The following is a 24,468-nucleotide window of genomic DNA, read 5'->3' on the forward strand; positions in this document are numbered from 1 at the left end:
ATATCCATCGCTCTCTCGAACGGTGGGGGTCGGGGTACACCGACGGAAGCGTCGCGGCGCTGGATCAATGGCGCTCGGCCTCTCACTTCGCTACCTTGCCCAGAGGTTCCGACCGCCGTATGGACGGTCAAAGCCACCGATATTCATCCATCGGTGAAATAAACGAGGAAGCGATGCGCAAGATCTACGCCGACGCCACTGCGGCGCTCGAGGGCCTGACGTTCGACGGCATGACCGTCATGTCCGGCGGATTCGGTCTGTGCGGCATCCCCGAGAACCTGATCGCCGGGTTGAAGGCCTCGGGCGTTAAGGGGCTGACCGTCATCTCCAACAACGCGGGCGTGGACGGCTTCGGCCTCGGCCAGCTTCTGGAGACGCGTCAGATCGCCAAGATGATTTCCTCCTACGTCGGCGAGAACAAGGAGTTCGAACGCCAGTACCTGGCCGGCGAGCTGCAGCTGGAGTTCAACCCGCAGGGCACCCTGGCCGAACGCATCCGCGCGGGCGGCGCCGGCATCCCGGCCTTCTTCACCGCCACCGGCGTCGGCACCCTGGTCGCCGAGGGCAAGGAGGTCCGTACCTTCGACGGCCGCGACTACGTCATGGAGACCGGCCTCGTCGCCGATCTGGCCATCGTCAAGGCGTGGAAGGCCGATGAGCGCGGCAACCTCGTCTTCCGCAAGACCGCCCGCAACTTCAACCCGATGATGGCCACAGCGGGCAAGACCACCGTCGTCGAGGTGGAGGAGATCGTCCCCGTCGGCTCGCTCGACCCGGACAACATCCACACGCCGGGCGTCTACGTCGACCGCCTGTTCGTCGGCACGTTCGAGAAGCGGATCGAACAGCGCACCATCCGCCAGCGCGCAGAGGCCTAAGGTGTCGAACGAACGCGCCGATCGCGGCGCGGCCTATATGGCGACGCTGGATCCGGGTCTGGAGGGGGCGCTGCGCAAGGGCATGGCCCCCATCGCCCCCGACTTCGCCGACATGATGGTGGAGTTCGGCTACGGCGAGATGATGAGCCGTCCCGGCCTCGACCCGAAGAGCCGCCAGTTCGTGACCCTCGGCATCCTCGCCGGCCTCGGCCATCCTGTCGATCAGTTGAAGGGCCACATTAACGGCGCCCTGTCGGTGGGGATCACCCCCGCCGAAATCGTCGAGGCCCTGATGCAGGTCGCCATCTATGCGGGCTTCCCCGCCGCCACCAACGCCCTGCGCGTCGCCAAACGCGTCTTCGCCGAACGGGGCGTCAGCCCCCTGCCCGATACCGGAGAAAACTGATGCCCCGCACCCGCGAACAGCTCGCCGAACGCGCCGCCCAGGAACTGCAGGACGGTTTCTATGTGAACCTGGGCATCGGCATTCCGACCCTGGTCGCCAACTACATTCCGGCCGGCATGGAGGTCACCCTCCAGTCCGAGAACGGCATGCTCGGCATGGGCCCCTTCCCCTATGACGAGGACGTCGACGCCGACCTGATCAACGCCGGCAAGCAGACGATCACCGAGATCCCGGAGAGCGCCTATTTCAGCTCGGCCGACAGCTTCGCCATGATCCGCGGCGGCCACATCAACCTGTCCATCCTGGGCGCCATGGAAGTCGCCGAGAACGGCGACATCGCCAACTGGATGATCCCGGGCAAGCTGGTCAAAGGCATGGGCGGCGCCATGGACCTGGTCGCGGGCGTGAAGCGCGTCGTGGTCGTCATGGAACACGCGAACAAGCACGGCCAGTCCAAGGTGCTGAAGTCCTGCACCCTGCCCCTGACCGGCACGGGGGTTGTCAGCCGCATCATCACCGACCTGGCCGTCTTCGACGTCAAGCCCGGCGGCGCGGGCCTGGAACTGATCGAACTGGCCGACGGCGTGACCTTGGAAGAGGTCGCCGCAAAGACCGAGGCGACCTACACGGTTTCCCTATCGTTAAAAGCTGCGGCATAGTTCTCTCCGACCGGCCCGCACGGCCTGATCCGGAAAAGTGTTCGCGGTTTTCCGAGCAGATCAGGCCCCACCAGAATGGCCGGTGACGGAGGGTGACATGGGTGTTGCGGGGTCGATCAGTCCGCCGGGCGGCGCACCGAAGCCGGATCCCGCACGCGTGGCGGCTATCCGCTACACGATCATCGACGAGCCGGAGACCTGTGCCGCCTTTGGCGAGGTCGCTCGCGCCAATCTCGCGTCGCTGAACGACCGGACCCTGGCAGAGACCCGCAGCGGCGATCTTGGCGAGTGCCGCCTGCTGCTCGACCATGTTCGTGATCGCGTCGCCGGTCTCGACCCCGCGCGTCTGCAACCCAGATCAGGCTTCGCTGGACTTTTCGACAGCCGAAACAAGCGGCTGAAGGATTTTCGCGCCGGTTACGCCTTGGTCGCCTCGGCGGTCGGCCAGTCCGCCGCCGACATCGGGGACCGCGCCGGCGCCCTGGCCCGCAAGGGAAACGCACTGGAAACCCTGTGGTCCGAGACGCGCGACGCGATTGCCGAGCTCGACGCCCACATCGCCGCCGCCCGAGGCTGGCTGGTCAACGAGGCCGCCTCGCCCGTCGATCAGGCCACCGCTTCGATCAATGCCGTCGCGGCGGAGCCGAAGACGCCCGAAGACACTCACGAACGCTGCGAAGCCCAGGCCGACGCCGCGGCGCATACGGAAGTGGTCGAGCCTGTCCAAGCCGCCGCACCCGAGACCATTGGCGTCACCGCGGACGCCGGCGAGGCGATCGAGAATTCGCCGAGCGCCGAACCCGAAGTTTCACCGGTCGCCGCGCTGCCCCATCCGCTGGAAATCCGTCTGGTGGCGTTGGAGGGCGTCCGGGCCACGGCGATCGGCCGCCTGCCACTGCTGCGCGCGGCGCAGAATGCCGACTGCCGCGCCCCCGCCTTGCTGAAAGATGTCTGTGACGGCGTCGAAGCCTGGCGGGCGGACTGGCGGGACGCCCTGGGTCTCAAGGGCAAACGCCCGAAAAAGACCCGCCCCGACCGCGCCCGTTTGGCGAACGCTTCGACCGCTCTCGATGACCGCATTCAGGCCGCGGGCCGCGAGCTTTCCGCCGCACAGGCCCGCCGCGCCGAACTCGACGCCCGCGCCTGTCCGCCTCAGGCCGCAGCGATGACCCTCGCCGCCTAGCTGCCCGTCGCGTTGGAATCCGTCCAGGACACGATCTGCGTATTCAGGTCGCGCGTGGCCACATCATAGGCGTCCACGATGGCCGAGATGCGGTTCTCGCCCGCCGGCTGGCTGACCGTGAAGGTCTGTTCCGACACCACCGTCCGCTCCGGGAAGCGCAGCAGCCGCGCCCGCGCCGTGATGACCACGGTCGGCGCTCCGCCGGCGTATTCGTACCGCGTTTCGAACGCCCGCACGTCAACGTCCAGCAGACGCGTCGTCGGCGTCAGCTCACGACGCCCGATCAACCGCACCGTCCGCGCCTGAGAGGCGAATGACGCTTCCAGCGCGTCGCTGTAGAGCATCAGAGACGGCGACACCCAACGGGCGCCGCCGATATAGGCGGCTTCCGATCCCGTCACGCCCAGCAAACGGTCACCTTGTGACGCCTGGGGCATTTCGACCGAGCGCAGCTTGACCTGCACCGGCGATGCGACGGCCGTCGTCGCCGTCCCGGTCGGATCGCCGAAGCGATAGAGCTGTACGGGGTCCGGCGACGACAACAGGGCGCACCCTGACAACGAAACGGCGGCGATGGCCGCGAGGGCGAGGGTGCGGATCACGGCTGGACCTCCAGTTCCTGGGACGGCGCCCGTCCGATGAAGTCGCGCGGGCTGGATCGGACATCGTCCACCAGGCCCTGCAAGGATTCCGTCGCCTCCTGTAGCCCCTGGATCGCCTCCAGCAGCTGCGGCACGCCGGTCGTGGCGAACTCGCCGGCCGGTCCCTCGATGGCGTTGGCCGTCCGATTGATCGAAGCGATGGCGGTGCGGGCGTCGGCGGTCGCGGCGTTGATGTTCTGGATCGCCTGCTGGCCGTCGGTGTTGACCAATCGGCGCGCGTCGACGCCCAGGGCGCGGTACTCGGCGATGGCTCCGTTGGCGTTCTCCAGCGCCTTCTCCAGGTCTTCGAACATGCCCTTGCGAGCCTCAAGCTCGGTCGACAGGGCCTCGACGTTCTTCAAGCTGGTCGAGAAGCTGCGGATATTGTCGTCGGACAGAACGCGGTTGATCCGGTTCAGCGCATCCACCGTCTGGGCCAGCACCGTGCCCGAACCCGACAGCAGTTCGGCGATCGGCGACGGCTGGGACTGGATCACCGGAACCACGTTTTCGGGATACTGGGTCTTCAGCAGGGCGCTGCCGTCCGTGCCGGCCGTGATCTGGATATAGTTCAGGCCCGTGATGCCTTGCGGCTCCAACTGGGCGCGCGAGGTAACCCGCACCGGCGTCGTGCCGTTCAGGCGCACACGCGCGATGACCTGATCGCCCTTTTCGGGGTCAAGGTTCAGGTCGGTGACCTCGCCGACGCGGATGCCGTTGAAGTGGACCTCGCCGCCTTCCGACAAGCCGCGCACCGGTCCATAGAAGACGATGTCATAGATGTCGTAGTCGTCGTTGAACTGGAGCCGGGCCAGCCAGATGGCGAACACCGCCAGCGCCGCCAGCAGGGCGACGGTGGCTATGCCCACTGCGGCGTAATGTGCGTCTCTTTCCATTTCGTCTCGTCCTAAGCCGCCTTGGTGACCGCGCGTCCGCGCGGCCCCAGGAAGTATTCCTTGATCCACGGGTGGTCGGATTTCTCCAGTTCCTGCACCGTGGCCTTTTCGATCACTTGTTTGTCCGCCAGCACCGCCACCTTGTCGCAGATGGCATAGAGGCTATCGAGGTCGTGGGTGATCATGAAGACGGTCAGACCCAGGTCGTCGGAAAGCTTCCGGATCAGGTCGTCGAAGGCCGCCGCCCCGATCGGGTCCAGCCCCGCCGTCGGTTCGTCCAGGAAGATCAACTCGGGATCCAACGACAAGGCGCGGGCCAGACCGACGCGTTTCCTCATCCCGCCCGACAGTTCCGCCGGCTTCTGGTGATGACTCTCGGGCTTCAGGCCGACCATGGCGATCTTCATCTCGGCGAGCTCGCGAATGGTATTCTTGGGCAGCTTCGTATGCTCGACCATCGGCGAGGCGACGTTTTCCAGCACAGTCAACGAACTGAACAGGGCCCCTTGCTGGAACAGGACGCCGGTTCGCCGTTCGATGTCCTGACGCTCGGCGTCGGTCGCTCCACCCACGTCGTGGCCGAAGATGCTGACGGTCCCACCCTCGGGTTCCTTCAGCCCGATGATGGAGTTCAGCAGAACCGTCTTGCCCGTGCCCGACCCGCCGACGACGCCCAGCACTTCGCCGCGCTGGACGTCCAGATCCAGGTCACGGTGGATCACCTGGTCGCCGAACTGGCTGAGCAGGCCCCGGACTTCGATCAGATTTTCGCGCGGCTTCGGCGCGTCCTTCATGGGCGCGCTCACAGGTTCAACTCCAGGAAGACCAGGGCGAACACGGCGTCCAGGGTGATGATTGCGAAGATCGCCTGCACCACAGCCGCAGTCACCCGCCGGCCCAGGCTCTCGACGTCGCCCGCCACCGCCATCCCCTGCCGACAGCCGATGGCGGCGATGACCACGGCGAACACCGGCGCCTTGACCAGACCGACCATAAGATGGGTGCCCATCATCGGGTCTTCGTTGATGCGCTGAATGAAGAAGGCCGGGCCGTAGTCCAGCTGGCTCCAGGTCACGATGCCGCCGCCGATGAAGCCGGTCACCATGCCGATGAAGGTCAGCAGCGGCATCATGATCAGCATGGCCGTCAGCCTTGGAATCACCAGGGCCTGGAATGGATTGACGCCCATGACCTGCATGGCGTCGACCTCCTGATTCATCCGCATCGAGCCGATCTCGGCCGCGAAGGACGAAGCCGAACGGCCCGCCAACAGGATGGCGGTGATCAGCACGGCCAGTTCGCGCAACACCGCCACGGCGACCAGTTGCACCGTGAACACCCCGGCCCCGAACTGGGTCAGAAGGTTCGCGCCCAGGAAGGCGATGACGGCGCCGATGAAGAAGTTTGTCACGGCCACGATCGGCAGCGCGTCCAGACCAGACCGCTCGACCTGGCTGACCCACGCCGGCCAGCGGATCGCGCCAGGATGCCTCAGCGCATAGCCGGTCGCTCCCATCAGTCGCCCCAGGAAAGCCATCGACAGCAGCATCTCCGCCGCCGCGTCATGCACCCCGTGGCCGATCTTGGAGAAGATGCGAACGAAAGACGAAGGCCGTCTCGGCGGCTCGGCGCTCTGGCGTTCCAGGGTCTCGACCATGGCATAGATGCGGCCCGCCTCGGGGCGGCTTTCAAAGGCGTCGGTCGGCATGGCGAAGTTCGACGCCTGGACAAGGGCCAAGGCGCCCGCCGTATCGAACCGACCCAGCTCCGACAGATCGACGTGCTCGATGCTGACGCCTTCCAGCTTGTCGCCCAGCCGCAGCGCCGCCTGACCGAGCGACATGGTCGTCCAGTCGCCCGTGAGCTTGAGCACGGTCGCGTCGCCCTTGGCGTCCTCAATCTCGAAATCGGCCGTTTTCATCCGACCACCCTTAGCCGAGCCACGGCGAATCGCCCATGCCCGAAAGCCGTGCCGAAACCGCATGAAAGACAGGCCGTCTTCGTTCGGCAACAGCCGCTATGCGCAGCGTTACAAGAGATCGCGAACCGCCTTCAGGTCTCGCACGAAGGCGGCCCGCTCGCGAACCTTGGCCTCGGCGTCCGGAATGCGCAGCAGATAGGACGGGTGGACGGTGATCATCGCCTTCGATCCATCCGACAGCGCCAGGGCCCGCCCCCGCTCCTGCGTCACCGCCACCTTGCGGTTCAGCATGGCGAGAGACGCTGTCCCGCCCAGCGCCAGCGTCACCTTCGGCCGCACGATCCGTCGTTCCTGGTCGAGCCACCAGCGACAGGCCGAGACTTCGCTGGTCGTCGGTGTCTTGTGCAGCCGCCGTTTACCGCGCGGCTCGTGCTTGAAATGTTTGACGGCGTTGGTGACATAGACATCGGTCCGGTCGATGCCCGCCTCGTCCAGGGCGGCGTCCAGCACCTGCCCCGCCGGTCCCACGAAGGGTCGACCTGCCAGATCCTCCTGATCCCCCGGCTGTTCGCCCACGATCATCAGTTTCGCCGCCCTGGGCCCCTCGCCGCACACCCCCTGGGTCGCGTCCTGATAAAGCGGGCACCGGCGACAGGCCTGCACGCCGTGGCGCAGTTCTTCCAGATCGGAGGCGATGAATCCCTCCTCCCACGACCCGTCGCGGACCGAACGAGCGATGGCCTTGGCCAAACGGCCGTTGGGTTCTGTGTGCTGCGCGGCGACCATGACTTCCGTCCGAGCGTGCGACGCGGCCACCAGTTCCGGTATCAGTGACGCTTCCGGCAAGTTCTTCCAGTATCGCTTGGGCATCTCGCCCTGCATGGTCTGAACCTTCAGCCGCGCCGGATTGAAGGTCGAGGCGTAGTAGGTCTTCCAGAACTCCTCGATCTCGTCGTCCTGCGGCGCATCCGACGCGTCGGCGGCCGGGCCGAACGTCAGAGCTTCACCGTTCCAGAAACACGATCCATCCGGCGTCAGGATCGTCCATCGCATGGTCGTGAATCGGCGCGCGAAGAAGCCGGACGTCTTCTCCAGCACCCGATGGGCCGGCTCGAACCAGGCGACGTAGGTTTCTCCCTCCTCGTCCGGAACCGCGCGGAAACGGACGAAGGCCTTCATCTTGTGCGAGGCGCGGCTGACGTTCTTCGCCCGCTCCATGGCGTCGGCGACGTCGCGATCCGACACGACCTTCATCAGGTCCGGCTCGTCTCTCAGCCGCCACAGCAGCCGATACATCAGGTCGAACCGATCGGCCGACCGATGCAGGATCACCTCCTGTGCGATGTCCACGAAGGCCTGAGGCACGGTGAACTGGGCTTCACCCTTCCGGCCTTCGCCGGGGTGCACGGATGGGGTGTCGAACAAGGACCCCGTCTCTTCCGCCCCCGCCACCACGAACCGCGCGTCCGCCGGGCCCACCCCGGCGAGCCGGAACGCCCGCGCGGCCTTTCGCCACCCGTCGAAATCGGTCTCGTTCGCCAGCTCCGCCGTCGGCATCAGAACAGGCTTAGCTGCTCGGCCTTCGGTTGCCCCACCAGCCGCTCTCGCAAGTCCACCGCATCGGTCAGCCCGCCCGGCGTCCAGTCCAAGGTGGTGATGAAAGGCCGCACCTTGTCGATCCCCCGACAAAGCCGCGCGATGTCTTCCAGCCTCAATGTCCGATACCGGCGCACAGAGATCATCCGGTCCACCGACTTTACCCCCAGCCCCGGCACGCGCAGCAGAATCTCTCGTGGCGCGGTGTTCACATTGACCGGGAACTGCGCCCTCTGGTTCAGCGCCCAGGCCAGTTTCGGGTCGATCGCCAGATCCAGCATTCCGCCGGTCGACGCCTCCCCGATTTCCGGCACCGAGAAGCCGTAAAAGCGCATGAGCCAGTCGGCTTGATAAAGCCTGTGCTCTCGCATCAGCGGCGGCTTCGACAACGGCAGCGCCGAACTGGAATCCGGGATCGGCGAAAAGGCCGAATAGTAAACCCGCCGCAAGCCATAGCCGCCATAAAGCGAAGCCGACCGATCCAGGATTTCGGTATCCGGCGCCCCGTCCGCGCCGACGATCAACTGCGTCGACTGCCCGCCCGGAGCGAACTTCGGCGGCCGCGCTCGATCCTTCTTCTGCGGTTTCGCCGCCTCGACCTTGAGCCGGACATTCGCCATCGCCTTTTTGATGACGCCGACGTCCTTCTGCGGCGCCAGCCGGCCCATGGCCTCGTCGCGCGGCAGTTCGATATTGGCCGAAAGGCGGTCTGCATAGAGCCCCGCCTCCTCGACCAGCTTCGGATCGGCTTCGGGGATCAGCTTCAGGTGGATGTAGCCGCGAAAATCATGCTCTTCGCGCAGCTTTTTCGCCACCAGCACCAGCTGTTCCATCGTGTAGTCGCCGGACTGGATGATGCCCGACGACAGGAACAGACCCTCGATATAGTTCCGGCGATAGAAGTTGAGCGTCAGTTCAACGACTTCTTCCACGCTGAACCGGGCCCGCTGCACGTTCGAGGACACGCGGTTGATGCAGTAGACGCAGTCGTAGATGCAGAAGTTGGTCAGCAGGATCTTGAGCAGGCTCACGCACCGCCCGTCCGGCGTATAGGCGTGACAGATGCCCATGCCTTCGGTGGAGCCGATCCCCTTGCCCCCGCGGCTATCGCGCTTGGACGTGCCCGACGACGAGCAGGAGGCATCGTACTTCGCCGCATCGGCAAGCACCGCCAGCTTTCGTCTGAGATCCAGCTGGGCCATCGTTCATGGTATGTTCCATTTCACGATCGAGGTCCAGCGTGGCCGTTCAAGAGTCTGGAGGCCGACTTATCTCAGATAATTCAAGAGAGAGACGTCTTTGAGCTGCGCCACGACCTGCGCCGACGCCTGCACCGCCACCTGGGATAACTGCAGCTCCGTGACGGACTTCAACGGGTCGGCAGTCGTCCGGCCGGACACCAGCTCGTTCAACGAAAGTTGCTGGGCCTCATGGCTGACCGTCACCTGCTCAACCCGCTGGGCGAGAGACCCGTTGCGAGCCGCCGCATCGATGGCGACGGTCGATGCGGAGTCGAGCCGCTTCAGCTGAGCAGTCAGGAAAGCCTTTTGCGTGTCCGTGGGCTTTCCTGTCAGAGGTCCAGTGGCGGGATCGTCGTTGTAGGCTTTGATATCCTTGAATATCTGGAAGATATGGCTTTGCGTGACTCCGTCAGAGTCGGTGAAGTTGAAGCCGTCAGCCAGATAGCCGGTCTCGAGAGACGTATTCTCCGCGATTCGCGACACCGGCTTGATCTGATCGTTGGTGAAGGCGTCCGCGATGGCAGGCGTCGCCGCCAGTTCTGCCAAGGTCGAGACCGAGACCGGCGCCTTGGTCGTGTTCGCGCCCGAGTACAGATAGCCGCCTTGATGGCGATAGTTCAGACCGTTCACCGCCGACTGAAACTGACCTTCGAGGTCGAGCATCAATGTCGAGGTCGAGTCCGAGGCCAGCGCGCTCCCGATCGCCTCGCGTGCGCCGCTCAGGGCATCGACAACCACCGTAAGCGATAGATCCTGTGCATCCAGCCGGGCGGCGACGGCTTCTCCGGTATCGAGAAACCCCTGAACCCGGGCCGCCGCGCCTTTCAGCGCCGTCAGCGTCTCGGAGCCTCGACCGAACCCAGTCAAATCAGTGGCGATCTTGCCCGTCTGGACCCGCTCTCCGGCCTCATTCTGGGTCTGCTGCGCTTGCATCAGGTTCAGCAGCGCAGACTGGTAGTTTCCGTTGGTTGAAACGCGGGTCATCAGATCATCCCCAGAAGCGTGTCGTACATGTCCTTGGCGGCCTGGATCATCCGGGCCGAGGCGTTGAAGGCCTGTTGATAGGTGGTCATCAAGACCAGCTCCTCATCCAGGTTCACACCCTCGTGGTTCTGCTGACGGGCGTCGGCCTCGGTCGACAGAGCTTGTGCGCTCTGCTGGCGGGTCTTGGCCGCCTGGGCCTTGCCGCCGATTTCGCCAGACAGCTCCGAAGCGTAACGCGACACCGAAAGATTGCCGCCGGGACTGTCGCCGGCAGCCGAGAACCGGACCGTCTTCTGGCCCGCGTCAGCCAGCACCAGCGCGCCGCGACCGTCGCCGGAACTTAACGCCGAGGCACCCGCCGCAACCGAGAGGTTCAACTGCGCCAAGGCCAGTTTCGACGGGCTTTGCTGGATGTCGGTCCGTACCTTGAACCCATCGGCGCGTGAGGCTCGAACCCCGCCGCCCAGGCCGAACAACTCGGTCGCCGACACGCCGGACGGCACCTGGGTCGTCGTATCTTCCAGAACGGTCATGCGCGGCGCTGGATCACCCAGGGCCGTGAACTTGATCTCGCCGGTCGCGTCGATGGCGAAAGAGCCATAGCGGCCGACGCCGGTCGTCGTGCTGTTCAACGCGGTCAGAAGGTCGCCTACGGTCCCGCCGGCCGGGATCGCCACCTGGATATCGCGGAGCTTCGCGCCGCTTTCCCCTGTGAAGCGGAAGCTCAGTGTCTCACCGGCGGTGAAGCCGTGCGGCGATGCAGCCGTCATGCCGGTGTCGTACAGCGCTGGACGATCCGTCGAGATCAGGTCGTTCATGCCGAAGTAGTGGGAGAAGCCGCGTCCGGCCTTCGAACTCGGTGTCGTGGCGCTGTCGGCGATCGCGACACCGTTGGCGCTCGCGGACGTGATGCTGAGCTTGCCGTCGACGAAGCTGGCGGTCGCCGCCCCTCCAAAAGCCGTGTTCAGATCGGTCAGGAAGTTGGCCGGGGTCGAGGCCACGCCGTTGATGGTCAGGATCGAACCCGAGAACACGATGTCCGCCCGCGTCGCTATAACGCCCGTCGTTGGATTGACCAGCGCGATCGTCGTCTCGCCCGTGAAGCCTGTCAGGGCGCCAGCCAGGCTCTGACCGACATTCTTGCCGGTCAAGCTGGTGGGCGGGGGCACGGCGGCGTTGGCGTTGTGCGCGCGGTTGAGCTCGTCGGCGACGTGGGTGACCAGTTCCGCCAGCCGCTCGGCCGTCTGGGGCGCATCGACGTCGCGCAGCTCCAGCAGCCCCTTGATCTCGCCCGACTTCAATCCGTCGGCGAAGGGTCGCTTGATCCCACCGGGCTCGGTGACCCAGATTTCGTTGAAGGCCGTCTCCGCGTTGACCGTGCCCGCGCGGTTGTAATCCAGCTTCGCGGCACCCGCCCCCGCAAGCAACAGACCGGCGCCGGTACGGATCGACACACCGCCCACAGACCGCTGTGTGACCTGGACGTCCATCAGGTTGGACAGTTCATCGACCAGCTTGGCCTGCTGCGTCTGCGCGCCCGAGGCGTCGCCGTTCAACACCGTGGCCTTGGCGATATCGACGTTCAGCGTCTCGATCTGCTGCAACAGGCTGTTCGCCTTCTCGACGGCGCTCTGAATCCGGCCGTCGGCATCCTCGCGCACCGCCTGGATCTGGTTCGAGATCCGACCCGCTTCGTCGAAGATCGCCTGGGTCTTGAATAGGGCGTCCTGACGACGCGGTCCCGACACCGCATCCTCGGCCGCCACGGCGAAGGACGAGAAGACGTCGTCTATCTGGGAGAAGAAGCCCGTATCCCCGCCCGGATCGCCGAACAGAGACTGAATGCGATCGTACAGTTCGTAGCGCACGCCCTGACGGCTCGCCTCGGCGCCGGCGTTCAGCGCGGCGGCCTGCAGGAACCGGTCGGTGGCGATCCGAACGCGCGCGACCTCGACGCCCGTGCCCACGCCCTGGGTCGTCAGGGAGACCTGATCGGCGATCTTGCGGACGTATCCGGGCGTGTTGACGTTGGAGACGTTGTCGGAAACCACGCGCAACTGCGTCTGGGCCGTCTGCAAGCCCGAGTTGGCGATGTTCAGGATGGTGCTCAGGCTCATCCGATTAACCCTCCGCCCGGCAAGCCCTGCCCGGCAGGCTGCGTGTCTTGCCCAGCCACGCGCAGAGACGCGTTTGGCAACGCCTTGATTTTCTTGAACATCACTGGACGCGACTGGCTCATGGCGATTCGCGTCGCAAACGACGGGCCACCTAGCCGGGCAGACGGTCCGCACCCGGAAAGGTCTTGGAAAGGCGCCGGGCAAAAAGCGACTTTTGCGCGGCAAGAAACGTCGTCGGCGCCCGGTACCTCCTCGACCCTGATCGGGCCTTTACCCAACAAATACATGCCATTGAGGCGGCCAGCCGCACTTGGCCCAAGGCTTGCGACGGCCCAGCTGAATGTTCCGGCGCAGCAGGCGCCCTCGTCCTCCAGTTGTGAATTGCCTGCCGCCGTATGTCCGCGCCCAGCCTCGCCATTCCTGCCGCGCCCTTCATGGGCCATGCCGCCGCTCCGAAGCGCGGTGCGGAGACGTCCGACGCCGACTTCGCCTCCGTCCTGGACGACGCAGCAGCGGCTGAAGCGCCCTCCAAGGCGCCGGCCCCCGCGACCAACAAGACCAACGCGAACGCCACGCCCGCCGAGGACGTCCCGACAGACGACGCCGCGAATGTTCCCACTGACGAGGCGGCTGTCGTCGCAGTCGAGGTCATCGTTCCCGCCCCCGTCATCCTAGCCGCTACGCCAACCCCGGCCGCACCGGCGGTTGTCGAAACCGCTCCGACGGGCGAGGTGCCTGCGCCTTCTCTCCCTGTCGAGGTTTCGGCCTCGCCGCTGCTCGATACAGCCCCGGTGCCCGAGGCCGCCTCTTCTGCCGCGCCCGTCGTCGAGCCGACCGCAGACGCCAAGGCCGAAACGCCCGCGACGGTCACGGCCGAGGTGCCCCCGATCGATACGGTCGTCGACACCGCCGCCAAGGCAGCCAAGGCCGGGGCCGCCGCCGCTGCCGAGACCGCTTCGGACAAGCCGGCCCCGGTGCCCGCTCCCGCCGATCTCCCGGATCTCCCCACCGTCCAAGCCGAGCAGCCGGAACAACCGAAGGCCCTAGCGCCCGCTTCCGCTGCCGTGGTCGCGCCCCCTGCTGCGGCCGTGGTTGCTCCGGCCGCACGTCCCGCCAAGCCCGCCGCTGAAACCAACGCCTCGCCCCAATCGCCCGAGGATGCCGCCGACACCCCGGATGCAGCCTCTACTGCGACCGTCGAGGCCAGCACTCTGTCGGAAGCCCCCGCCGCTCCCGTCGATGCGCCGCGCACCCGTTATGCGATCGACCGCGCACAGACCGGCCGCCTCGATGTCGCTTCCAACAGCGCGGCCTCCGCTGACACCGAAGCGTCCGCCCAGCCGACCGCGCCCCGGGTTTCGACTCCTGCCGCCCCTACGGCCGCTCCGACGACAGGCGTTCCCTCCGCCGCCGTCACCGAACTCGCGGCAACCCCACTCACGGCGGAAGATGCCCCGGTTACGGCCCCTGCCGCACAGGCACCGACCACCGAAGCCCGACAGACCGAAGCCGCCGCCTCCCTGGCCCTTTCGACCCTTTCCCAGGCGACGATCGAGACGACAGCCAAGATCGCCGCCCAGATCGTGCGCAAGCTGGATGCGCGCTCGACCCGCTTCGAAATGGCCCTGACGCCCGAAGGCCTCGGCAATGTGGATGTCAGCCTCGACATCGACGCCGACGGCAAGCTCATCGCCAGGATGGCCTTCGACAATCCGCTGGCCGCCACGGAACTGCGCGGCCGCGCCGACGAGCTTCGTCGCCAGCTCCAGGAGTCGGGCTTCACCGTCGCTGACGATGCCTTGTCCTTCGCCGAGCGCGACGCCTCCGCCGGCCAGCAAGGCGGCTCGGCCTTCGATCGCCGTCCCGACCCGCGCAACGCTCGTGCCTTCGGCGCCGCCTCGCGTCTGGAAGCCGACGCCGACCGGCTTCAGGCCGCCCGCTGGATCCCTCTCACCCTGACGCCCGACCGCGTCGACATGAAAGTCTGAACCGATGGTCGATGCCGTTACCACCACCCAGGCGACCACCCGCACGGAGACCAGCCGCGCCAGCCTGGTCTCGAACTTCGAGACCTTCCTGACGCTGCTCACCGCGCAGCTGAAGAACCAGGACCCGCTGTCGCCGATGGACTCGAACCAGTTCACCGAGCAACTGACGCAGATGACGGGCGTGGAGCAACAGCTCCTCACCAATGACCTACTGACTAGTCTCCTCGCGGCCCAGCAGGGAGCCGGCCTGAACGGCGCCACCAACTACATTGGCAAGGAGGCCACCGCCGCCTGGGCCGTCACCAAGCTGGATGAAGGCAAGGCGACCTGGTCCTATGAACTCGGGGCCGCGGCTTCGGAGGCGACGCTGCAGGTGCTGGATTCGACCGGCACGGTCGTTTGGACCGGACCTGCGCCGGACCGCACCACCGGAACCCACGATTTTGTCTGGGACGGCAAGACCACCGCAGGCGGCCAGTTGCCCGACGGCGGCATCTACTCGCTCAAGGTCGCGGCCAAGAACGGCGCGGCCACGGTCGACTCCCAGGTCCTGACCAAGGGCCGTGTGACCGGCGTCGAGATGTATGACGGCGTCCCCTACCTCACCATCGGCAACGCGATCGTGCCCGTTTCCAGCGTCATCGGCCTGGACGAGTCCGTCGTGGCCGAAGCGCCGACCGACGACAGCGACGACGAAAGCCTCGCCGCCCGCATCGCCGACGCCATGAACCCCCTCAAGTTGCTTTCCTAAGGAGCCCACGTCGTGAGCATCAACTCTGCCCTTCTCGCCGGCGTCTCCGGCCTGACCGCCAACTCCGCCGCCCTGGCCGCCATCTCGCAGAACATCGCGAACGTGAACACGGTCGGCTACAAGCGGACCGCCGTCGATTTCTCGACCGTCGTGAATGCACAGAACCAAGGCGCGGGCTATTCCGCCGGCGGCGTTCTCGGCCAGACCCGCAACTACATCTCGCAGGCCGGCCAGCTTCAACGCACGACCTCTTCGACCGACCTCGGCATCGCGGGCCAGGGCTTCTTTGTCACCACTGAGAAGGCCGAGGGTCTGGACGCCGGCGACGCCCGTCTGTTCACCCGCGCCGGGGCCTTCCGCGTGGATGAGTTCGGCTACCTGAAGAATACGGCGGGTCTGTATCTGCAGGGCTGGCCGGTGGACTCCGAAGGCGGCATCACCCGCGATCCCTCCGACCTCGGCAAGCTGAAGTCGATCAACGTCGGTTCGGTCGGCGGAACGGCCGAGCCAACCACCCGCGCCCAGTTGAATGCCAACCTGCAGTCCAGCCAGGTCGTCTCGCCTGACATCGCCACCTACAATGTCGCGACCAACTCGATGTCGGTCTACGACGCCGAGGCGGGGACGGGCTTCAAGCCGGACTTCCAGATCACGATCCCGGCGTCGGACTCCAAGGGCGGCCAGCGCACGATCGCGTACTCCTTCCTCAAGACCGCCAACCCCAACGAATGGCTCTCAGAAGTCCACGTGATTCCGGCCACGGATATCGAGAACGGCTCGACGCCGGCCAACGGCATTCTGAAGTCAGGCCTGGTCCTGTTTACCCAGGACGGCCGCCTGAACATCACCGATATGAAGACGGCGAACGACGCAGCGATCTTGGCCGGCACGACGCCGCCCTACCTCTTCAACGACTTCGCCGCCGCGGCTCTGACGGTTGGAGCCTCCGATCCGGCCACCGTGGGCACGGCCACAGCGCCTCAGTGGAAAGACTCGCTCGGCATCGACGACCAGACGATCACATTCGATCTGTCGGCCTCGGCCGGTGGCCTGACCCAGTATGACTCAGACTCGATCGTCCAGGCCGTCGTCACCAACGGCACCGCCTTCGGCAACCTGTCGAACATCGAGATCGACGACGAAGGCTTCGTCACCGCCATCTTCGACAATGGCGTCACCCGCCGCGTCGCCCAGGTCGCCCTGGCCACTTTCACAAGCGCCGACAGCCTGCAGACGGCCAATGCCAACGCCTATCGCGTCAGTCAGGGGTCCGGCACCTATAACCTCAAGGCTCCCGGCACCGGCGGGGCTGGGCTCATTGGCGCCTCACAACTGGAAGCCTCCACCGTCGATCTTTCGCTGGAGTTCACCGGCCTGATCACCACCCAACGCGCCTATTCTGCCTCATCCAAGATCATCACCACCGCGGACGAGATGTTGGCCGAACTCATCAGCATCAAACGCTGATCTTAAGGTAACACGGCGTTCAACTGGATGAACAAGTACTCAACAACCTGCCGAAACGGCGTTCGTGGACGGAGTGGATTTTATCCATTCCTTCACCACGACCCTAAACCCGGCTTTAGCGGCCCTTGGCTACATTCACGATCAATTGGTGGTGGTGAATGAGGCAAAAGCCCATGTTGCAAGAGCGACGCGTGAACAAGCAAGGCGAGCAATATGTCGTCGGTCCGACGGGCACCCCCCTGACGATGCGCGACCTGCCGCCTGAGAATACGGATCGCTGGGTCATCCGTCGCAAGGCGGAAGTGGTGGCCGCCGTGCGCGGCGGGCTGCTCAGCCTGGATGATGCGCTTCTGCGCTATCGTCTGACGGCCGAGGAGTTCCTCGCCTGGCAGAAGGCGATCGATAAATGGGGCATGCAGGGCCTGCGCACGACGCGGATCCAGAACTACCGCTCCTAAGCCTACTCTCCCCGAACGAACGACGGCCGTACCCGGCGACGGGTGCGGCCGTTGTCGTTTGGAGGCCCGGCCTCGAAATCGCGCGCCTTAGCCTCTATATGCGCGCCATGAGCCTGGTCGAAGACGTCTGCCCGATCCCGATTATCGCCCCCGTCGACATCGACGAGGCGGTCGAGAGCGCGCGTCTGGCCGTCGGGCTGCCCGTCGGCTCGCGCGTTGTCGCGGCCATGTCGGGCGGGGTAGACTCCACCGTCGTCGCGGCCCTGCTGACGAAGGCCGGCTATAACGTCGTCGGCGTCACCCTCCAACTCTACGACCATGGCGCGGCGCTGAAGAAGAAGGGTGCCTGCTGCGCGGGTCAGGACATCCATGACGCCCGCCTCGCCGCCGAGATGCTGGGCATCCCCCACTATGTCCTCGATTACGAAAGCCGCTTCCGCGACGCCGTCATCGACCAGTTCGCCGACTCCTATCTGAAGGGCCAGACGCCGGTCCCCTGCATCCGCTGCAACCAGACTGTAAAATTCCGCGACCTGCTCGACGTCGCCCGCGACCTCGGCGCCGCCGCCATGGCGACGGGCCACTACGTCGGTCGCGCCGTCGCCGCCGACGGCCGGGCCCAGATGCGCAAGGCCATCGATCCCTCGCGCGACCAGTCCTATTTCCTGTTCGCCACGACGCGCGACCAGCTCGACTATCTGCGCTTCCCCTTGGCCGGTCTGGAGAAGCCCGCCGTGCGTGGGGTCGCTGCCTCGCTGGGTCTGAAGATCGCCGCCAAGCCCGACAGCCAGGACATCTGCTTCGTCCCGTCGGGCGACTACCGCACCCTGATCGACCGCCTGCGCCCGCAGGGCCGCGAGGCCGGCGAGATCGTGCACATGGACGGCCGGGTGCTGGGCAATCACGCCGGCATCACCGACTACACCATCGGCCAGCGCCGGGGCCTGAACGTCGCCGTGGGCGAGCCCCTGTTCGTGACGAAGCTCGACCCCGACAACCGGCGCGTCATCGTCGGTCCCCGCGAGGCCCTGCTGACCGCCTCCCTGACGCTGGACGAAACCAACTGGTTGGGCAACGAAGCCTCCATCGAAGCCGCCGCCGAATCCAATGCTCCGGTCCTCGCCCGCGTCCGCTCGACCCGTCCGCCCTCGCCCGCCCGCATGACACTTAAGGACGGTGCGATCTCAATCGTCTTCGAAACCGGCGAAGAAGGCGTCGCCCCCGGCCAGGCCTGCGCCCTCTACGATCCCGCCGACCCCGACCGTCTGCTGGGCGGCGGCTTCATCGCGACCACGACGGCCTGTGTTGTCTGACGACCTGCACGCCCGGTCCGGCTTGCCGGAGGACTACCGCTACCTGCTCGCCGACCTGCCCCGCGACCGCTGGCACGGCCATGAGGTCGCCGCTATGGCCCGCTTCTGGCTCCAGATGCATTCCGGCTTCCGCCGCGAGGTCGCCAGTATGGACGCCCTGACCGCCCAATGGCGCGCGGGGACCATCGCCCTGCCCGACCTTCACCGCCGCCTGATCCCCACACTGCAGCAGTTCCTCCAGCACCTGGACGGCCACCACAACATCGAGACCCACCACTATTTCCCAACCATGCGTCAGGTGGAGCCGCGTATCGGCGCCGGCATCGACCTTCTGGACCGCGACCACGACGTCATCCACGGTCATCTGGAGACCTTGTTCCAGACCGGGCTGGCCTTCCATCAGGGCGTCAGCGGCAATACCCCCACAGCCGGCGACGCCGCCTCGCGCCTCGCCGATGCGCTCGAAGCGGCCGCCCCCGCACTAAGCCGCCACCTAGAAGACGAGGAGGACATCGTCGTCCCCCTGATCACCCGCCACGCGGACGTCTTCAAAGGCTAGGCAGCGTCCTCAACCACCGCATCCTTGGGCAGGACATCGGCCACGGTCGGCCGGTTGGCGTGAAAATGGATCTCGGTGTCGCGCCGCTTCACGATCTCGCCGCAGCAGGAACAGGCCACGCGCGGTTTCAGCTCGGCACCGCACGTCTTGTGGGTGAAGCTGACGCCGGAATCCGCGTCGCCGTACAGATGCTGGGAGCCCCAGCCGTGCATGACGATCAGCACGTCCGACAGGGCCCGCCCCTTGGCCGTCAGCACGTATTCGTTCCGCGGCGGCCGTTCGGAATAGAGTTGTGGTTCCAGCACCCCGTGCTGCACCAGGGTCTTCAGCCGCGCGGCCAGCACGTTACGCGCCACGCCAAGCCGCTCCTGCCACTGTTCGAAGCGCTTCACGCCCTGGAACGCATCGCGAATGACCAGAAGCGTCCACGGATCGCCGATCACCTCGAGCGTCGCGGCGATGGAACAGCTCTGTTTTGAATAGTCAGCGGTTCTTCCCATGAGGACGAAGGTGACGTTGGGTCAGCGGTTTGGCAAGAGGGTTGCCAAAAGGAACCCTGTTGGTCAGTTTCATTTGGTACCGAACCTATGAGTCGGCCCCGTGGCGTTCCTGCATTCCTGACCGCACGGGCGGATCCAACGCGTCCGCCCACGTCCTTGCAGAGTTCTGAAGACTGGCTGGCCTGGCAAGGTACGGAGGCGGCCGGCCTCGTTTCGGTTGGTGCGGGCGGCCGGGCTCGAACCGGCATGACCGAAGTCGGCAGATTTTAAGTCTGCTGCGTCTACCAGTTTCGCCACGCCCGCGGCTTCGACCTCACTCCGCCGGGCGCACGGCCCTGAAGTCAACGTCGGAATCCGCCACCAGCCAAACCAGGGCGGCCCAGGCGGCGACGTTCTGACGGAGCTGGACGGGGTCGATCTTGTCGAGCGTGTCGTCGGCGGTGTGGTGGAGGTCGAAGTAGCGCAGACCGTCCTGCTTCAGGCCGAAGACCGGGACGCCGGCCTGGACGATCGGGCCGATGTCGGCACCGCCTTCGGTCTCCGGCACGTTCGAGCGGAGGACGCCGATGGGGTAGAGGACGCGGTTGGCGGCGTCGGCGAAGGCGCCGGTCTGGGCGCCGACGGGCAGTTGCAGGGCGTAGACGCGGTCGGCGCCGAAATCGCTTTCGCCGGTGAAGACGTGGTTGGCGATGTCCTCGGGCGAGAGGCTGCGCAGATAGGCGCCGCCGCCGTTGCCGGTGTCGGTCGGCTGGGCGACCTCTTCGGATCCATACAGGATCACGCGGACGGTTCGGGCCGTGCGGCCCTGTTCGGCGATGGCCTTGGCGGCGGCGATGGTGATGGCGCCCCCTGCCCCGTCGTCGATGGCGCCGGTGCCGAGGTCCCAGCTGTCCATGTGCGAGCCGAGGACGATCACCTCTTCCGGGCGCGAACGGCCCGGCATGTCGCCGATGACATTGTGCGATGTCGTCTCATAGGTATGGGCCGTCGAGGAGAGGCGGACCCTCACCGGGTCGCCGTAGGACACCAGTCGGCTGAGCTGGTCGGCGTCCGGCGCGCTGAGGGCGAAACCAGGCAGAGGCACGACACCGTCGACGTAGCGGGTCGTCCCGGTGTGAGGCATGCGATGCTCGTCGGAGCCGACCGAGCGCATGATGAAGGCCGCGGCGCCTTTCTGGGCGGCGACCGCTGGACCGGCGCCCCGGATGCGGGTCAAGGGCCCATAGCCGGCGCCGGACTGCATGGAGACCAACTGGCCCGCGTCGATGTAGGCGATCTTGCCGGCCAGAGAGCCGTCGGGAACGGCCTGGAGGTCTTCGAGGGATGCGAAGCGCGCAACCTCAGCCTCGATGCCGCCTGCGGGCGTGCCGGGGGAATGGCCGAGCGCCGCGACGACCAGAGGCTGGGGGTTGTCGCCCACGATGGAGGCGCTTTCCTCGCCGCGCTCCCATCCGACCAGGGGGAAGGGCTGGATGTGAACGTTCTTGAAGCCCAGTTCGCGCATGTAGCCGGCGGCCCATTCGGCAGCGGCGGTTTCGGAGGCGGACCCGGCGGGGCGCGGGCCGAAACGGGTGGTCAGCTGGGTGACGTAGTCCATGGCCACGGTGTCGTTCAGAGCGGCGTCGCGAACCTGTTCGGCGGCACGGATCGTGGCGGCGTCCTGGGCCATGGCGGGCGCGGCCAGAGCGGTCGCCAAACTCAGCACGGACACGGCGGCCAGGGCCGAGCGACGAACGGAAACGAACATGCCGAAACTCCAGATCACGAGAGGACCTGAGCCTTAGAGCCTGACGCCGAAAAGTGGGAGCGGTTTTCCCCCTGGATCGAGAGAGGATTCAGCACCTCGCCAGATTTCGAACGGCCAAGCGACGTGGAAGCCTGGAAATCCAGCGCGCCAGGGAGACCGGATTCGACCCCGAAACTGAGTGGCAAGGTCGACAGAGTCGCGCCGCGATCGTTCTGCTGCGTGCGGTGCGACTCCAAAATAGACTGTTGCAGACTCGACAGAGTCGCGCAGTGTGACCGTTGTCCGCATGCCCCGCTATGTGGATAGCGGACGACGAACCCGCATGGGCGGATATCCGACGTGTCAAAGACCAGGCGCTCAAACTGGAGAGCCTCAGTCGTTCGCGCAACCGACCGAAAGGAATAAATTCGGAATAAGGGAAGGGAAGCCTTAGCCGACCTGAGCCAGTTGGGGCTCCAGGACGACCTCGCGCCAGGCGTGAGGCGCGTTCAACAGGGCGCGGACCAGAAGGTTGTTGACCGCGTGACCGGCCTTGTAGCCTTCGTAGCGGCCCAGCAGGGGCGCGCCCAGGACGTAGAGGTCGCCGATGGCGTCCAGCGCCTTGTGACGCACGAACTCGCGTTCCATGCGCAGGCCGCCGGGATTGAGGATTTCATCGCCGTCGATCACCACGGCGTTCTCCAGGGACCCGCCCCGGGCCAGCCCGGCCTGACGCAGGGCCTCGACCTCATGGGCGAAGCCGAAGGTGCGGGCGGACATGATCTCGTCGCGGAAGGTTTGTTCGTCGACCACGAAATCGACGACCTGATTGCCGATCACCGCGTTGTCGAAATCGATCTCGAACCGCATCTCGTAACGGTCGCACGGATAGAGGGCCGCATGCTTGTCGCCGTCCGTGACGTGGATCGGCTCCAGGATCTCGATGTAGCGGACCGGGGCCTGTTGACGGCGGAAGCCGGCGCGATCCAGCAGCCGCACGAACGGCAGGGCGGAACCGTCCAGGATGGGGAGTTCGGGGCCGTCGACCTCGACGATCACGTTCGAGACGCCCAAGGCGCAGAAGGCGGCCATCAGGTGTTCGATGGTGGAGAGGCGAACCCCGGCCGCGTTCTCGATCATGGTGTTCAGCCTGGCATCGACCACGGCGTCACCCGATACCAGGATGCGGTTGTCGCGATCGGTGATGTCGGTGCGGACGAAGACGATGCCTGTCCCGGTCGGCGCGGGACGGATGGCCAGACGCACACGTTGACCCGTGTGCACGCCCACGCCCGCGCAAATCGCAGGGGCGACCAGGGTCCGTTCGCGATGATCGTTGCGAGGCGGCAAGGCTAAATCCACTGAACGCCCGGCGCACGGGGAGGCGCGCATGAGCGGAAGATCGATCCCTAGCGGGACGTTTGACCAGCGAAAACCAAAGTCGGGTTTCGAATTGTTTCCGGTTCGGTAACCTTGGCCGCAACGAAAAACGCCCCAGGTTTCCCCAGAGCGTCTCGAGCGGGTATGCGTCGGATCAGTTCGCCAGGCGACGCAGGAACGACGGGATTTCCAGATCGTCCTCGACGGCCGGAGCCTGTTCCGGCTGGGGCTGGGCGGTCTGGCGCAACTGTGGCTGGGCGCGCGAGGCGGTGGGAGCCGGAGCATAGGCGGTCTGGGCCCGCGGCTTCTTGCCGAACAGGCTCCAGCCGGACTTGCGATGGTCGCGATCGTCATAGACCGGTTCGTCGTATTCGGCGTGAGCCGGCGGTGCCGGTGGCGTGCGGTCCATGTAGAGGTCGCCCTGGTCCGGGCGAGCCGACACGGCCGGCTGACGGCCGTGATCGGATTCGAACTCTTCGACCCAGGGATCGACGATGGGCGACAGGTTGCGCTCTTCAGAGACGTGAATAACTGGTTCCGGCGCGCGGACGGGTTCCGGAGCCGGCGTCTGGAAGGTCGGGACGACGGGGGCAGGCTCAGGCGCACGATAGGCGGCCTCGGCGCGGACAGCCTCGCGGCGCACGGGTTCCGAAGCGCGCGGGGCCTCGGCCACCGGGGCGGCGCGACGCGGATCCTGGAAAGCGGCCGAACCCTGGGAAACGTGGCGCGGAGCGACCGGCTCGATCTTGGCGGCGGCTACCTCGTCCATGCCGGTGGCGACGACCGAGACGCGGATCTTGCCGTCCAGGGCGGGATCGAAGGCGGCGCCGAAGATGATGTTGGCGTCGCCGTCCACCTCGGCCGAGATGGCGTTGGCGGCCTCGTCGACTTCCAGCAGGGTCATGTCCAGACCGCCGGTGATGTTGACCAGAACGGCCTTGGCGCCCTTGAGCGAGGTCTCGTCCAGCAGCGGGTTGGCGATGGCGTTCTGGGCCGCCAGCAGGGCGCGGTCGTCGCCCGAGGCCTCGCCCGTGCCCATCATGGCCTTGCCCATCTCGGACATGACCGAGCGCACGTCGGCGAAGTCGAGGTTGATCAGGCCGGGCAGGATCATGAGGTCGGTGATCGAACGCACGCCCGAGTGCAGGACCTGGTCGGCCATGCCGAAGGCGTCGGCGAAGGTGGTGCGTTCGTTGGCGACGCGGAACAGGTTCTGGTTCGGGATGACGATCAGGGTGTCGACGTAGCGTTGGAGCTCGGCGACGCCGGCGTCGGCCAGACGCATGCGGTGGCGGCCTTCGAAGGTGAAGGGCTTGGTCACGACGCCGACGGTCAGGATGCCGCGATCGCGGGCGCATTTGGCGATGACGGGCGCCGCGCCCGTGCCGGTGCCGCCACCCATGCCGCAGGTGATGAAGACCATGTGCGCGCCTTCGAGGTGCGCATGGATTTCGTCGGCGGATTCCTCGGCGGCGTTCATGCCGACTTCGGGGTGGGCGCCGGCGCCGAGGCCTTGGGTGATCGTCTCGCCCAATTGGATGCGGCGATCGGTCTTGGCGAACGACAGGTGCTGGGCGTCGGTGTTGGCGACGACGAACTCGACCCCTTCGAGGCCGGCGTCGATCATGTTGTTGACGGCGTTGCCGCCGGCGCCGCCGACGCCGAAGACGACGATCCGGGGCTTCAATTCCGTGGCCGAGGGCCGCACGAGCGAGAGAGACATTTCCAAACCGACCTTTGTTCCGACCCTGCCCCTTTAACGTCCAGTGCGAAGTCCCCGCAGATTCGCATTGGTTATGAGCGC

The 24,468-nt window shown here is 66.2% G+C and carries 22 protein-coding genes and 1 tRNA gene; 10 read left to right on the plus strand and 13 right to left on the minus strand.

Going from position 1 to position 24,468, the window contains the following annotated elements:
• The first annotated feature begins 173 nt into the window (after positions 1-173).
• The 4 genes from ACW171_RS07505 to ACW171_RS07520 all read left to right on the plus strand — a co-directional run bounded on the left by ACW171_RS07505 (position 174) and on the right by ACW171_RS07520 (position 3,126).
• Complete coding sequence (locus ACW171_RS07505) at positions 174-878, plus strand: CoA transferase subunit A (protein ID WP_492096451.1); 705 nt, start codon at positions 174-176, stop codon at positions 876-878.
• A gap of 1 nt (position 879) precedes the next feature.
• Positions 880-1,284, plus strand: coding sequence for a carboxymuconolactone decarboxylase family protein (locus ACW171_RS07510; RefSeq protein WP_492096452.1), 405 nt, complete (start codon positions 880-882; stop codon positions 1,282-1,284).
• Positions 1,284-1,943 carry a 3-oxoacid CoA-transferase subunit B gene (locus ACW171_RS07515; protein ID WP_492096453.1) on the plus strand — a complete coding sequence of 220 codons (660 nt, stop codon included), beginning with the start codon at positions 1,284-1,286 and terminating at the stop codon, positions 1,941-1,943. The genes ACW171_RS07510 and ACW171_RS07515 overlap by 1 nt, the downstream gene beginning before the upstream one ends.
• 97 nt (positions 1,944-2,040) lie before the next feature.
• Positions 2,041-3,126, plus strand: coding sequence for a toxic anion resistance protein (locus tag ACW171_RS07520; RefSeq protein WP_492096454.1), 1,086 nt, complete (start codon positions 2,041-2,043; stop codon positions 3,124-3,126).
• Here the strand turns inward: ACW171_RS07520 and ACW171_RS07525 are convergent.
• The 8 genes from ACW171_RS07525 to flgK all read right to left on the minus strand — a co-directional run bounded on the left by ACW171_RS07525 (position 3,123) and on the right by flgK (position 12,522).
• Entirely contained in the window at positions 3,123-3,728 is a 606-nt protein-coding gene (locus ACW171_RS07525) for an ABC-type transport auxiliary lipoprotein family protein (protein WP_492096455.1), read from the minus strand. The two genes, ACW171_RS07520 and ACW171_RS07525, sit on opposite strands and share 4 nt — an antisense overlap.
• Positions 3,725-4,663 (minus strand): MlaD family protein, encoded by a 939-nt coding sequence (locus tag ACW171_RS07530; RefSeq protein WP_492096456.1) that lies wholly within the window; start codon positions 4,661-4,663, stop codon positions 3,725-3,727. Before ACW171_RS07530 ends, ACW171_RS07525 begins: the two co-directional genes overlap by 4 nt.
• A gap of 11 nt (positions 4,664-4,674) precedes the next feature.
• A complete protein-coding gene (locus ACW171_RS07535) occupies positions 4,675-5,457 on the minus strand; it encodes an ABC transporter ATP-binding protein (protein WP_492096457.1) in 783 nt (260 codons plus the stop codon).
• Positions 5,458-5,465: 8 nt separating this feature from the next.
• A complete protein-coding gene (locus ACW171_RS07540) occupies positions 5,466-6,584 on the minus strand; it encodes an MlaE family ABC transporter permease (protein WP_492096458.1) in 1,119 nt (372 codons plus the stop codon).
• Positions 6,585-6,692: 108 nt separating this feature from the next.
• Positions 6,693-8,141 (minus strand): UdgX family uracil-DNA binding protein, encoded by a 1,449-nt coding sequence (locus ACW171_RS07545; RefSeq protein WP_492096459.1) that lies wholly within the window; start codon positions 8,139-8,141, stop codon positions 6,693-6,695.
• Positions 8,141-9,382: a putative DNA modification/repair radical SAM protein gene (locus tag ACW171_RS07550; protein ID WP_492096460.1), complete on the minus strand. Its 1,242-nt coding sequence runs from the start codon at positions 9,380-9,382 to the stop codon at positions 8,141-8,143. The genes ACW171_RS07545 and ACW171_RS07550 overlap by 1 nt, the downstream gene beginning before the upstream one ends.
• A 66-nt stretch (positions 9,383-9,448) precedes the next feature.
• The gene (locus ACW171_RS07555) at positions 9,449-10,405 is read right to left on the minus strand and encodes a flagellin (RefSeq protein ID WP_492096461.1); all 957 of its coding nucleotides are present in this window, start codon (positions 10,403-10,405) and stop codon (positions 9,449-9,451) included.
• Positions 10,405-12,522, minus strand: coding sequence for a flagellar hook-associated protein FlgK (gene flgK / locus ACW171_RS07560; RefSeq protein WP_492096462.1), 2,118 nt, complete (start codon positions 12,520-12,522; stop codon positions 10,405-10,407). The genes ACW171_RS07555 and flgK overlap by 1 nt, the downstream gene beginning before the upstream one ends.
• A gap of 395 nt (positions 12,523-12,917) precedes the next feature.
• Between flgK and ACW171_RS07565 the strand changes: the two genes are divergently transcribed.
• From ACW171_RS07565 to ACW171_RS07590, 6 genes are all read left to right on the plus strand, one after another.
• Positions 12,918-14,510, plus strand: coding sequence for a flagellar hook-length control protein FliK (locus ACW171_RS07565; protein ID WP_492096463.1), 1,593 nt, complete (start codon positions 12,918-12,920; stop codon positions 14,508-14,510).
• A 4-nt stretch (positions 14,511-14,514) separates the two neighbouring features.
• Positions 14,515-15,261: a flagellar hook assembly protein FlgD gene (locus ACW171_RS07570; RefSeq protein ID WP_492096464.1), complete on the plus strand. Its 747-nt coding sequence runs from the start codon at positions 14,515-14,517 to the stop codon at positions 15,259-15,261.
• A gap of 12 nt (positions 15,262-15,273) precedes the next feature.
• Positions 15,274-16,728 (plus strand): flagellar hook-basal body complex protein, encoded by a 1,455-nt coding sequence (locus ACW171_RS07575; RefSeq protein WP_492096465.1) that lies wholly within the window; start codon positions 15,274-15,276, stop codon positions 16,726-16,728.
• A 173-nt stretch (positions 16,729-16,901) separates the two neighbouring features.
• Positions 16,902-17,186, plus strand: coding sequence for a CtrA inhibitor SciP (sciP, locus tag ACW171_RS07580; RefSeq protein WP_271085516.1), 285 nt, complete (start codon positions 16,902-16,904; stop codon positions 17,184-17,186).
• 107 nt (positions 17,187-17,293) lie between these two features.
• On the plus strand, positions 17,294-18,499 hold the full coding sequence (gene mnmA, locus ACW171_RS07585; RefSeq protein WP_492096466.1) for a tRNA 2-thiouridine(34) synthase MnmA: 1,206 nt from the start codon (positions 17,294-17,296) through the stop codon (positions 18,497-18,499).
• A complete protein-coding gene (locus ACW171_RS07590; RefSeq protein WP_492096467.1) occupies positions 18,492-19,058 on the plus strand; it encodes a hemerythrin domain-containing protein in 567 nt (188 codons plus the stop codon). The genes mnmA and ACW171_RS07590 overlap by 8 nt, the downstream gene beginning before the upstream one ends.
• On the opposite strand, the gene ACW171_RS07595 is transcribed toward ACW171_RS07590, so the two are convergent.
• The 5 genes from ACW171_RS07595 to ftsZ form a co-directional block, all read right to left on the minus strand.
• Positions 19,055-19,558 (minus strand): winged helix-turn-helix transcriptional regulator, encoded by a 504-nt coding sequence (locus ACW171_RS07595; RefSeq protein ID WP_492096468.1) that lies wholly within the window; start codon positions 19,556-19,558, stop codon positions 19,055-19,057. The genes ACW171_RS07590 and ACW171_RS07595 overlap by 4 nt on opposite strands.
• Positions 19,559-19,776: 218 nt before the next feature.
• Positions 19,777-19,861: transfer RNA gene (locus tag ACW171_RS07600), tRNA-Leu, on the minus strand.
• Between the two features lie 10 nt (positions 19,862-19,871).
• Positions 19,872-21,305: a M20/M25/M40 family metallo-hydrolase gene (locus tag ACW171_RS07605; RefSeq protein WP_492096469.1), complete on the minus strand. Its 1,434-nt coding sequence runs from the start codon at positions 21,303-21,305 to the stop codon at positions 19,872-19,874.
• 429 nt (positions 21,306-21,734) lie between these two features.
• A complete protein-coding gene (gene lpxC, locus ACW171_RS07610) occupies positions 21,735-22,634 on the minus strand; it encodes a UDP-3-O-acyl-N-acetylglucosamine deacetylase (protein WP_492096470.1) in 900 nt (299 codons plus the stop codon).
• Positions 22,635-22,818: 184 nt separating this feature from the next.
• Positions 22,819-24,387, minus strand: a complete 1,569-nt coding sequence (gene ftsZ / locus ACW171_RS07615; RefSeq protein ID WP_492096471.1) for a cell division protein FtsZ — start codon at positions 24,385-24,387, stop codon at positions 22,819-22,821.
• Positions 24,388-24,468: the final 81 nt, after the last annotated feature.

It is taken from the genome of Brevundimonas sp. FV1ye28 (assembly GCF_058681135.1).

Excerpts from the sequence above, each read along its gene's own strand:
- ACW171_RS07505 (WP_492096451.1), top strand. The coding sequence starts at position 174 with ATGCGCAAGATCTACGCCGACGCCACTGCGGCGCTCGAGGGCCTGACG.
- ACW171_RS07515 (WP_492096453.1), top strand. The coding sequence starts at position 1,284 with ATGCCCCGCACCCGCGAACAGCTCGCCGAACGCGCCGCCCAGGAACTG.
- ACW171_RS07520 (WP_492096454.1), top strand. The coding sequence starts at position 2,041 with ATGGGTGTTGCGGGGTCGATCAGTCCGCCGGGCGGCGCACCGAAGCCG.
- ACW171_RS07530 (WP_492096456.1), bottom strand. The coding sequence starts at position 4,663 with ATGGAAAGAGACGCACATTACGCCGCAGTGGGCATAGCCACCGTCGCC.
- ACW171_RS07535 (WP_492096457.1), bottom strand. The coding sequence starts at position 5,457 with ATGAAGGACGCGCCGAAGCCGCGCGAAAATCTGATCGAAGTCCGGGGC.
- ACW171_RS07540 (WP_492096458.1), bottom strand. The coding sequence starts at position 6,584 with ATGAAAACGGCCGATTTCGAGATTGAGGACGCCAAGGGCGACGCGACC.
- ACW171_RS07545 (WP_492096459.1), bottom strand. The coding sequence starts at position 8,141 with ATGCCGACGGCGGAGCTGGCGAACGAGACCGATTTCGACGGGTGGCGA.
- ACW171_RS07550 (WP_492096460.1), bottom strand. The coding sequence starts at position 9,382 with ATGGCCCAGCTGGATCTCAGACGAAAGCTGGCGGTGCTTGCCGATGCG.
- ACW171_RS07555 (WP_492096461.1), bottom strand. The coding sequence starts at position 10,405 with ATGACCCGCGTTTCAACCAACGGAAACTACCAGTCTGCGCTGCTGAAC.
- flgK (WP_492096462.1), bottom strand. The coding sequence starts at position 12,522 with ATGAGCCTGAGCACCATCCTGAACATCGCCAACTCGGGCTTGCAGACG.
- ACW171_RS07565 (WP_492096463.1), top strand. The coding sequence starts at position 12,918 with ATGTCCGCGCCCAGCCTCGCCATTCCTGCCGCGCCCTTCATGGGCCAT.
- ACW171_RS07570 (WP_492096464.1), top strand. The coding sequence starts at position 14,515 with ATGGTCGATGCCGTTACCACCACCCAGGCGACCACCCGCACGGAGACC.
- sciP (WP_271085516.1), top strand. The coding sequence starts at position 16,902 with ATGTTGCAAGAGCGACGCGTGAACAAGCAAGGCGAGCAATATGTCGTC.
- mnmA (WP_492096466.1), top strand. The coding sequence starts at position 17,294 with ATGAGCCTGGTCGAAGACGTCTGCCCGATCCCGATTATCGCCCCCGTC.
- ACW171_RS07595 (WP_492096468.1), bottom strand. The coding sequence starts at position 19,558 with ATGGGAAGAACCGCTGACTATTCAAAACAGAGCTGTTCCATCGCCGCG.
- ACW171_RS07605 (WP_492096469.1), bottom strand. The coding sequence starts at position 21,305 with ATGTTCGTTTCCGTTCGTCGCTCGGCCCTGGCCGCCGTGTCCGTGCTG.
- ftsZ (WP_492096471.1), bottom strand. The coding sequence starts at position 24,387 with ATGTCTCTCTCGCTCGTGCGGCCCTCGGCCACGGAATTGAAGCCCCGG.